Genomic DNA, 8,739 nt, shown 5'->3' on the forward strand with positions numbered 1-8,739 from the left:
GCCCGCGCCCTGGTTGGGACCATACCAGCCCAGCGCCTGGCCGAGGAAGGTGGCGACGAAGGCGCCGACGATGCCGAGGATCGTGGTCAGGATGAAGCCGGCCGGCTCGTTGCTGCCCGGCATGATGAACTTGGCGATGACACCGGCGAGGAAGCCGATGATGATGGTCCAGATGATACCCATGAGATGATCCTCGATACTTGGCCGAACCCGCTGGGTCGGACCTCACAGGCCATAACGGCTGGCTGTGTCGCCTTGGCCTTGCGCCTGGGGTGAGAACGCCGCACCCACAGGATGAGTTGCGCTGCGGGAAGGGACTTTGTCGCATTGCTCCGGAAGGCGCGCCGGGGGCCGGACGCGGCGGGCCCCCTTTACGCTCGGGGGCGCGGCACGGCACAAGGCTTGCGCCGGAAGTCCGGGCGCCATGGGGCGCCGGGCCGGCCCGCGAGAGGCACGCTTTCCCGCCATGACGATCCAGCGCTTCGAATCCGGCCCGCGCATGAGCCAGGCCGTCACCTACGGCGACATGGTCTTCCTCGCGGGCCAGGTGGCCGGCACCGTGGTGGGCGCCGGCGTCACCGCCCAGACCCAGGAGATCCTGGGCGAGATCGACCGCCTGCTCGCGGCGGCCGGCACCGACAAGAGCCGTATCCTCACGGCGACGATCTATCTGGCCGACATCGCCACCTTCGCGGAGATGAACGCCGCCTGGGACGCCTGGGTGGCCCGGGACAATCCCCCCGCCCGCGCCACGGTGGAGGCCAAGCTCGCCGCCCCCGAATACCTTGTCGAGATCGTCGTGGTGGCCGCCAAGGGGAACGCATGATCCGAGCCGGCACCCGCCGCGCGCTCCTGACCCGGATCCTGACGGCCGGGGCGCTCGCCGCCCTGGCCTTCGGGGCCGACCCCGGCGCCCGCGCGCAGGCGCCGGCCCGCGAGCGCGTCGTCAACATCTACAACTGGTCGGACTACATCGACCCGAAAGTGCTGGAGGCCTTCACGAAGGAGACCGGCATCAAGGTCGTGTACGACACCTACGACAACAACGAGATCCTCGAGACCAAGCTCTTGGCCGGGCGCTCGGGCTACGACGTGGTGGCGCCCTCAGGGCCGTTCCTGCAGCGGCTGATCCGGGCCGGCGTGTTCCAGCCCCTCGACAAGGCGAAGATCCCGAACCTCGTCCATGCCTGGCCCGAGATCGCGGCGCGGCTCGCCACCTACGATCCCGGCAACGCTTTCGCCGTGGACTACATGTGGGGCACCACCGGCATCGGCGTGAACCTCGCCCAGGTGCGCGAGCGCCTGGGGGCGAACCAGCCCCTGAACACCTGGAGCCTCATCCTCAATCCGGCCCTGATGGGCAAGCTCAAGGATTGCGGCGTGATGCTCCTCGATTCGCCCGAGGACCTGATCCCCAGCATGCTGCCGTTCTACGGTTTCAAGCCGGATTCCAAGCGCTGGGACGACATCAGCCAAGTCACCGACGCGCTGTTCAAGGTGCGGGGCTCGGTGCGCAAGTTCCACTCCTCGGAATACATCAACGGTCTTGCCAACGGCGACCTCTGCCTCGCGGTCGGCTATTCGGGCGACGTGATGCAGGCCCGCAAGCGCGCCGAGGAGGCCAAGAACGGCGTCGAGGTGGGCTACCTCATCCCGCGCGAGGGCGCGCTGATGTGGTTCGACGCCTTCGCGATCCCGAAGGACGCGCCGCATCCCACCGAGGCCCACGCCTTCCTCGACTACATGATGCGGCCGGAGGTGGCGGCGGCCAACACCAACTTCGTCTCCTATGCCAGCGGCAACGCGGCGGCGCGGAAATTCGTCAAGCCGGAGATCCTGGCCAATCCCGGCATCTACCCGGACGAGGCGACGATGCAGCGCCTCTCCAGCAACACCGCCTGGGACGACCGCACCCAGCGCTTCGTCACCCGGAGCTGGACGCGGGTGCGGACGGGGCGCTGACCCTCCCGCAGCCGCAAACGCAGAACGGCGGCCCCGAGGGGCCGCCGGTCTTTAGTCCAAGCTCGAGCGAAGAACGGATTAATTGCTGGCGAGGTGCGGCATCGGGTCGACCGGGGTCGCGCCCTTGCGGATCTCGAAGTGGAGCTGGGGCGAGGTCACGTTGCCGGAGGCGCCGGACTTGGCGATGGTCTGGCCGCGCTTGACCTTTTCGCCGGGGCGTACGTCGAGCTCGCCGTTGTGGGCGTAGGCCGAGACGTAGCCGTTGGTGTGGCGCACGAGCACGAGCTTGCCGTACCCCTTCACGTCCGAGCCCGCATACGCCACCGTGCCGTCCTCGGCGGCCTTCACCGGCGTCCCCTCGGGCACCGAGATGTTGATGCCCTCGTTGCCGGAGGAACCGTAGCCCGAGATGACCCGGCCCTTGGCGGGCCAGCGGAAGGACTGGTCGACCGCGACCGAACCCGTGCTCGCTGGCTCGACCTTGGCCGGCTCCGCAGAGGCGACCTTCACGGGCGCCTTGGCCGCGGCCTCGGCGGCCTTGGCGTCCGCCGCAGCCTTCGCCTCGGCGACCTTGCGCGCGGCGTCCTTGGCGGCCTCGGCTTTCGCCAGCTTGGCCTCCGCCTCGGCGGCCTTCCGGGCCGCTTCCGCCTTCTTGGCGGCGTCGGCCTTCGCCGTGTCCACCTTGGCGTCGGGCTTCACCTCGGCCTTGGCTTCCTTGATCTCGATCTTGCGGACCGGCTTGTCCTCGGCCTTGGCCACGGCCTGGCCGGGGCGGACATGCGCCTTCCGGGCCTCGGCCGCCTTGGTTTCGGCCGCCTTGGTCTCCGCGGCCGCAGCCTTGGCCTCGGCAGCCTTGCGGGCCTCGACGAGCTTCTTCACCTCGGCGAGCTTGGCGGCGCTCGCGGTCTTCTCGGCCGCCTTGGCCTCGGCGTGGCGCGCGGCCTCGGCGGCCTTGCGCGCGTTGGCGGCTTCGACGAGCTTCCGGGCCTCGGCGAGCTTGGCCGCCTCGGCCTCCCGCTTCGCCTCGGCGGCCTCGCGGGCCTCCGCCTCGCGACGGGCCTCGGCGGCCCGTTTCTCGGCGGCGCGGTCGACGACCTTCGGGGCCGGGGCGGGGGGCACCGCGCGGGTGGTCATGCGCCCGGCATCGGGGTTCATGCCCGAGACCGCGGCGCTCGAGGCCATCCCCCCCGAACTCATGCCACCCGAGACCGGCTCGGCGGAGGCCAGGCGGCTGGTCTGGGGACGGGCCGGGACCGGAGCGGCGGCCATGGGGCGCGGCGACATCGCCGCCCCCGGCGCGCCGAGCGCCTGGGACTGGATGCGGCTGGTGCGCACCACCGGCGCCGGGGCGATCTCGCCGTCCGGCAGACTGCCGGTGGCGGACGGCTCGCTGGAAACGTTCGAGGCGAAGGGATTCCCGAAGGGATCGCCCAGCCGCGAAGAATCTGAAGAACAGGCGGCTGCACCGCCTCCAATCACGCCGATGAGCGCGAAGCGCGACAGCGTCCTCAACCCTCGACCAGTCCCGCGAACCCGCATCGACGCACCTGTTTGCCTGACGCAACTTGATGACGTCATTCAAACCGGATTCAGGTTAAGCAACCGTTCCGATTCACCACGTTGCGGCCACATAACGCCCGGACGGGGAACCTTCGGCCACCTACAGCACGCAGGCCCGGCCGGGTGTGAGGGGCGCCAGGCGGATCGTGGCGCCGCGGCGCTCGGCGCACGGGCCGTCGGCCTCGCGTACCAGGGTAAGGAGCGTCGCCGCCTCCGGCCGGCCCAGTGCCGCCACGAGGCGGCCGCCCGGCGCCAGGGCCTCGGCGAGGTGCCCGGGCAGGGCCGCCAAGGTCCCGTTGAGCAGGATGCGGTCGAAGGGTTCGAGCCCCGCGAGGCCGCCCGGGTCGAGCCCGTCGCCGACGACGATCTCGGCCAGGGGCCGGTCCTCGGGCAGGAGGTTGTCGCGGGCGTCCTCCGCCAGGGTGGCGTAGCGCTCCAGGCTGCGGACATGGGCGGCGCCCAGGCGCAGCAGAAGCGCGGTGACGTAGCCGGACCCCGTGCCGATCTCCAGGATGCGGACGCCCGGGCGCACCGCCAGCGCCGTCAGCATGCCCGCCACGATGGTCGGGGCCGTCATGGTCTGCCCGCAGGGGAGGGGCAGGCCGAGGTCGCGCCGGGCGAGGTCGCGATGCCGGGCGGGGGCGAAGCGCTCGCGCGGCACCCGCTCCATCGCCCGCAGGGTGTCGGTGTCGCGCACGCCCCGGCCCCGCAGGGCCATGACGAAGGCGGCGTCCTCGATCGAGCCCTCATGCATCGTGGCCGAACTCCGCGGGGCTTCCCAGAGCGGACGCGCGCTACTCCGCGAAGCCCTGCGCGAAGCGGGTCAGGCTCGGCTCGTCGGTCAGGTCGAGGCGAAGCGGCGTCACCGAGATGCGCTTCTCGGCGATGGCCTTGAGGTCGGTGCCGTTTCCGGGCTGGAAGGTGGCCTTGGCGAAGGCGAGCCAGAAGTAGGGGTTGCCGCGCCCGTCCTGGCGGGCGTCGATGGCGAGCAGCGCCTGATTGCGAAACCCCTGCGCGGCCACCGCCGTGCCCAGGACCTCGCCGGGCTCGCAGTCCGGGAAGTTCACGTTGACGACGATGCCGGGCTCGATCCCGATGTCGAGAATCTTTCGCACCACGCCCGGGCCGTGTTCGGCGGCGCAGTGCCACTTGATGGCGCCCCGCCCGCCGGCTCCGTAGGCCTGGCTCAGCGCGATCGATTTCACGTTGAGGATCGTCCCCTCCATCGCCGCCGCGATGGTGCCCGAGTAGGTCACGTCCTCGGCGACGTTCTGGCCGCGGTTGACGCCCGAGAGCACGAGGTCGGGCCCGTGGTCCTTCAGGATGTGGCGCACCCCCATGATCACGCAGTCGGACGGCGTGCCCTTCACGGCGAAGCGCTTCTCGGCCACCTGGCGCAGGCGCAAGGGATCGTTCAGCGAGAGGGAGTGCGAGACGCCGGACTGGTCGGTCTCGGGCGCGACCACCCAGACGTCGTCCGAGATGGCCCGGGCGATCCCCTCCAGGGTCTCGAGCCCCGGCGCGTGGATGCCGTCGTCGTTGGTGACGAGAATGCGCATCAGCTCTTGAACCCCTCGATCCGCTCGATCCCGCCCATATAGGCCTTCAGCACCGACGGCACCGTGACGCTGCCATCCGGGTTCTGGTAGTTCTCCATCACGGCGATGAGCGCGCGGCCCACGGCCACGCCGGACCCGTTGAGGGTGTGGACGAAATTCACCGCCTTGCCATCCCGGGCGCGGACGCGCGCGTTCATCCGCCGCGCCTGGAAGTCGCCGCAGACCGAGCAGGATGAGATCTCGCGGAAGGTCTCCTGGCCCGGCATCCAGACCTCGATGTCGTAGGTCTTCTGGGAGGCGAAGCCCATGTCGCCGGTGCACAGCGTCATGATCCGGTAGGGCAGGTCGAGCTTCTTCAGCACGGCCTCGGCCGAGCCCAGCATGCGCTCGTGCTCGGCGGCCGATTGCTCCGGCGTGGTGATCGAGACGAGCTCGACCTTGTTGAACTGGTGCTGGCGCAGCATGCCGCGGGTGTCGCGCCCCGCCGAACCGGCCTCGGCCCGGAAGCACGGGGTGAGGGCGGTGAAGCGCAAGGGAAGTTCCTCCTCGCGCAGGATCGATTCGCGCACGAGGTTGGTGAGGGGGACTTCCGCCGTGGGGATGAGCCAGTGCTCGCCCGCCTGGAACTGGTCGTCGCGGAACTTCGGCAGCTGCGCCGTGCCGAACATCGCCTCGTCACGCACCAGGATCGGCGGCGCCACTTCGGTGTAGCCGTGCTCGCCGGTGTGCAGGTCGAGCATGAACTGCCCGAGCGCCCGCTCCAGGCGGGCGAGCTGGCCCTTCAGCACCACGAAGCGGGCGCCGGACATCCGCGACGCGGCCTCGAAATCCATCAGGCCGGAGGCCTCGCCGATCTCGAAATGCTGCTTGCCCGTGGCGAGCTGCGGGCGGTGCGCCTCGAAGCGGCGGTACTCGACGTTGCCGTGCTCGTCGGCGCCCTCGGGCACGTCCGGGTTCGGGCGGTTCGGGATCGCGGCGAGGCGGTCGTCGAGGGTCTTGCCAGCCTCTCCTTGCGCGGCCTCCAGGGTCGGGGCCTCGTCCTTGAGACGGGCGACCTCGGCCATGAGTTCCTGCGCGCGGGCTTCGTCCTTGGCCTTCTTGGCGCCGCCGATCTCCTTGGCGAGCGCGTTGCGGCGCTCCTGGTTGGCTTGGGCTGCCGAGATCGCGGACTTGCGCGCGTCGTCCAGGGCGACCAGCTGGGCGGCCAGCGGCGCCAGCCCGCGGCGGCGCAGGGCCTCGTCGAAGGCGTCCGGATTCTCGCGGATGGCGCGGATGTCGTGCATGGGCTCGGCTCGTGTGTCGCGAGCCCGACGCTTTGCAGCATCGGCATCGGCCCGACAAGGTCGGGCCGAAGATCGGCGCCTCTACTGCGCCCGGATCTGGCGCTCGGCCGCCTTGTCCTCGGAGCGGCCGTAATTGATGAAGAACGCGGCGCCCTCGACGGCGCGGCCCTTCTGCAGGTTCGAGAGCTGCACCGTGGTCTGGTAGCCCTGCGGGTCGGTGATCCGCCACTGGCTCAGGGTCTTCACCTCGGCGTCGAAGAAGAGCTGGATGCGCGAGGTGCCGCCCAGCGTCGAGCGGTCCTCCAGGGCGATCCGCACCCCGCCCGGATCGTTGGACACGTCGTTGACGGTCAGGTCCTTGGCGAGGTCGATCTTTTCGCGCAGCAGGAATTTCAGGGGCGTCTGCGAGATGAAGTAGAGGTCCTGGGTGCCGAGCTTGCGATCCTTGACCGCCACGGAGGTGCCGTCGGCCACGATCTCCAGCGGCGAGGGCTGGTCGTAGTCGAAGCGTAGGCGGCCGGGCTTGGCCAGCGTCAGCTTTCCGCCGATGCGGCGCCCGTCCGGGCCGATCTGGACGAAGGTGCCGGTGAGCGTGGTCATGCCGTTGAAGTAGGCGTTGGCCTGCGTGATCACGGTGGCGTCGTCCGCCTCGGCCGCGACGACCGCCGCCGGCGCGCCGACGGCCGCGACCTTGGCGGCCGTCTTCGGATCGGCGCCCTTCGCCTCACCCTTCGGGTCACCCTTGGCGCCCGCTTTCGCCTCGCCCTTGGCCGCCTCGCCCTTGACCGCCTTGTCGGCCGTCGCCTTGTCGGCGGGCTTGGCGGGCTTCGGCGCCTGGGCGACGGGCTTCTTCGGGGCGGCCGCCGGGGCCGGGGCCGCCGGAGCGGGCTCCGGCTCGGGGGCGGGGGCCGGCTGCTCCTTGCGGCCGAACAGCCCGTCGAGGAACGAGGAGACCTGAGCGGAGGCCGGCTGCGGCAGGGCAAGCCCGGCCGCCAGGACGAACAGCGGACCGGCGGCGAGGCGGTGACGGCGGCCGATCATCGGGACGCTCCCTTGAGGCGATTCAGACATGCGCGGGTGGTGCCCGCTTAGAAGCCCGCCCTGTGGCGAATATGCGACGGGTGGGGGTTCAAGCGCGACGCGGCTCTCCTCCCCGGCGGATCTCGGGCCTGCCCGAGATCCGCCGGGCTTGTGGGGAGGCGTTGGAGGTGGGGGTGGTCGGGGGCCCCTCGGTCTGCGGAGACCGGCGGACCCAACCCCCACTCCTGAACCTCTTCCCACGAGGGGAAGAGGGATCCGTTCAGTCTCGTCGCTCAGTCGTCGTAGTCCATCATGCCGGAGGCGGCGTGGCCGCCCTCCATCAGGATCTCGCGTTTTCCCGCGTGGTTGGCCGGGCCGACGATGCCCTCGATCTCCATCCGCTCCATGATCGAGGCGGCGCGGTTGTAGCCGATCTGGAGGCGGCGCTGGATGTAGGAGGTCGACGCCTTCTTGTCGCGCAGCACCACCTGCACCGCCTGGTCGTAGAGTTCGGCGCCGGGATCGATGCCGCCGCTGCCCGCATAGGCGCCCGCATCGAAGATCGGGGCGTCGATGTCCTCGATCTCGGTGGCCTGGGCCTTCTCGGCCCGCTCGGCCTTGTCCGCCTTCGCGCCCTTGGCGGGCTTCTCGTCGCCGCTGCCGTCGTCGGCCGTGACGGCCTCGAGGTAGGAGGGCCGGCCCTGGCGCTTGAGGTGGGCGACCACGCTCTCGACCTCCGAATCCGAGCAGAACGGCCCGTGCACGCGTGTCGTGCGCCCGCCGCCGGCCATGAACAGCATGTCGCCCTGACCCAGCAGCTGCTCGGCGCCCATCTCGCCGAGGATCGTGCGGCTGTCGATCTTCGACGTCACCTGGAAGCTGATCCGGGTCGGGAAGTTCGCCTTGATCGTGCCGGTGATGACGTCGACCGAGGGACGCTGCGTCGCCATGATGAGGTGGATGCCCGCCGCGCGCGCCATCTGCGCCAGGCGCTGGATCGCGCCCTCGATGTCCTTGCCCGCCACCATCATCAGGTCGGCCATCTCGTCGACCACGATCACGATGTAGGGCAGCGCCGAGAGGTCCATCTCCTCCGTCTCGTAGACGGCCTGGCCGGTCTCGCGGTTGAAGCCGGTATGGACCTCGCGGGTGATGGTCTCGCCCTTGGCCCGGGCCTCCGCCATGCGCGCGTTGTAGCCGTCGATGTTGCGCACGGCGATCTTGGACATCTTCTTGTAGCGCTCCTCCATCTCGCGCACCGCCCACTTGAGGGCGATGACCGCCTTCTTGGGGTCGATGACGACGGGGGAGAGCAGGTGCGGAATGCCGTCGTAGACGGACAGCTCCAGCATCTT

General features: G+C 70.4%; 9 protein-coding genes. 2 read left to right on the forward strand and 7 right to left on the reverse strand.

All coding sequences use genetic code 11. The features are described from left to right. Positions 1 to 183, reverse strand: a 183-nt coding sequence (locus K2X24_RS15870) for a GlsB/YeaQ/YmgE family stress response membrane protein (RefSeq protein WP_292499321.1), incomplete at its 3' end; no start/stop codon positions are given. 283 nt (positions 184 to 466) lie between these two features. Between K2X24_RS15870 and K2X24_RS15875 the strand changes: the two genes are divergently transcribed. Further along, the gene (locus K2X24_RS15875) at positions 467 to 826 is read left to right on the forward strand and encodes a RidA family protein (RefSeq protein WP_292499322.1); all 360 of its coding nucleotides are present in this window, start codon (positions 467 to 469) and stop codon (positions 824 to 826) included. After that, entirely contained in the window at positions 823 to 1,962 is a 1,140-nt protein-coding gene (locus K2X24_RS15880) for a polyamine ABC transporter substrate-binding protein (RefSeq protein ID WP_292499323.1), read from the forward strand. The genes K2X24_RS15875 and K2X24_RS15880 overlap by 4 nt, the downstream gene beginning before the upstream one ends. 78 nt (positions 1,963 to 2,040) lie before the next feature. Here K2X24_RS15880 and K2X24_RS15885 read toward each other — a convergent pair whose 3' ends face one another. From K2X24_RS15885 to K2X24_RS15910, 6 genes are all read right to left on the reverse strand, one after another. Beyond that, a complete protein-coding gene (locus tag K2X24_RS15885) occupies positions 2,041 to 3,501 on the reverse strand; it encodes a peptidoglycan DD-metalloendopeptidase family protein (RefSeq protein ID WP_292499324.1) in 1,461 nt (486 codons plus the stop codon). Positions 3,502 to 3,622: 121 nt separating this feature from the next. Continuing rightward, the gene (locus K2X24_RS15890) at positions 3,623 to 4,276 is read right to left on the reverse strand and encodes a protein-L-isoaspartate O-methyltransferase (RefSeq protein WP_292499325.1); all 654 of its coding nucleotides are present in this window, start codon (positions 4,274 to 4,276) and stop codon (positions 3,623 to 3,625) included. Between the two features lie 40 nt (positions 4,277 to 4,316). Then, positions 4,317 to 5,081 (reverse strand): 5'/3'-nucleotidase SurE, encoded by a 765-nt coding sequence (gene surE, locus K2X24_RS15895; RefSeq protein WP_292499326.1) that lies wholly within the window; start codon positions 5,079 to 5,081, stop codon positions 4,317 to 4,319. Next, on the reverse strand, positions 5,081 to 6,364 hold the full coding sequence (gene serS, locus K2X24_RS15900) for a serine--tRNA ligase (RefSeq protein ID WP_292499327.1): 1,284 nt from the start codon (positions 6,362 to 6,364) through the stop codon (positions 5,081 to 5,083). The genes surE and serS overlap by 1 nt, the downstream gene beginning before the upstream one ends. An 81-nt stretch (positions 6,365 to 6,445) precedes the next feature. After that, positions 6,446 to 7,405, reverse strand: a complete 960-nt coding sequence (locus tag K2X24_RS15905; RefSeq protein WP_292499328.1) for an outer-membrane lipoprotein carrier protein LolA — start codon at positions 7,403 to 7,405, stop codon at positions 6,446 to 6,448. A gap of 272 nt (positions 7,406 to 7,677) precedes the next feature. After that, on the reverse strand, positions 7,678 to 8,739 hold a 1,062-nt coding region (locus tag K2X24_RS15910; RefSeq protein ID WP_292499329.1), incomplete at its 5' end, for an FtsK/SpoIIIE domain-containing protein.

Origin of the sequence: Methylobacterium sp. (assembly GCF_019750675.1) — a bacterium.
GTDB lineage: Bacteria > Pseudomonadota > Alphaproteobacteria > Rhizobiales > Beijerinckiaceae > Methylobacterium.

Bases quoted from the DNA above. Each gene is read 5' to 3' on its own strand.
- K2X24_RS15905 (WP_292499328.1), bottom strand. From the start codon at position 7,405: ATGATCGGCCGCCGTCACCGCCTCGCCGCCGGTCCGCTGTTCGTCCTG.
- K2X24_RS15880 (WP_292499323.1), top strand. From the start codon at position 823: ATGATCCGAGCCGGCACCCGCCGCGCGCTCCTGACCCGGATCCTGACG.
- serS (WP_292499327.1), bottom strand. From the start codon at position 6,364: ATGCACGACATCCGCGCCATCCGCGAGAATCCGGACGCCTTCGACGAG.
- K2X24_RS15885 (WP_292499324.1), bottom strand. From the start codon at position 3,501: ATGCGGGTTCGCGGGACTGGTCGAGGGTTGAGGACGCTGTCGCGCTTC.
- K2X24_RS15890 (WP_292499325.1), bottom strand. From the start codon at position 4,276: ATGCATGAGGGCTCGATCGAGGACGCCGCCTTCGTCATGGCCCTGCGG.
- surE (WP_292499326.1), bottom strand. From the start codon at position 5,081: ATGCGCATTCTCGTCACCAACGACGACGGCATCCACGCGCCGGGGCTC.
- K2X24_RS15875 (WP_292499322.1), top strand. From the start codon at position 467: ATGACGATCCAGCGCTTCGAATCCGGCCCGCGCATGAGCCAGGCCGTC.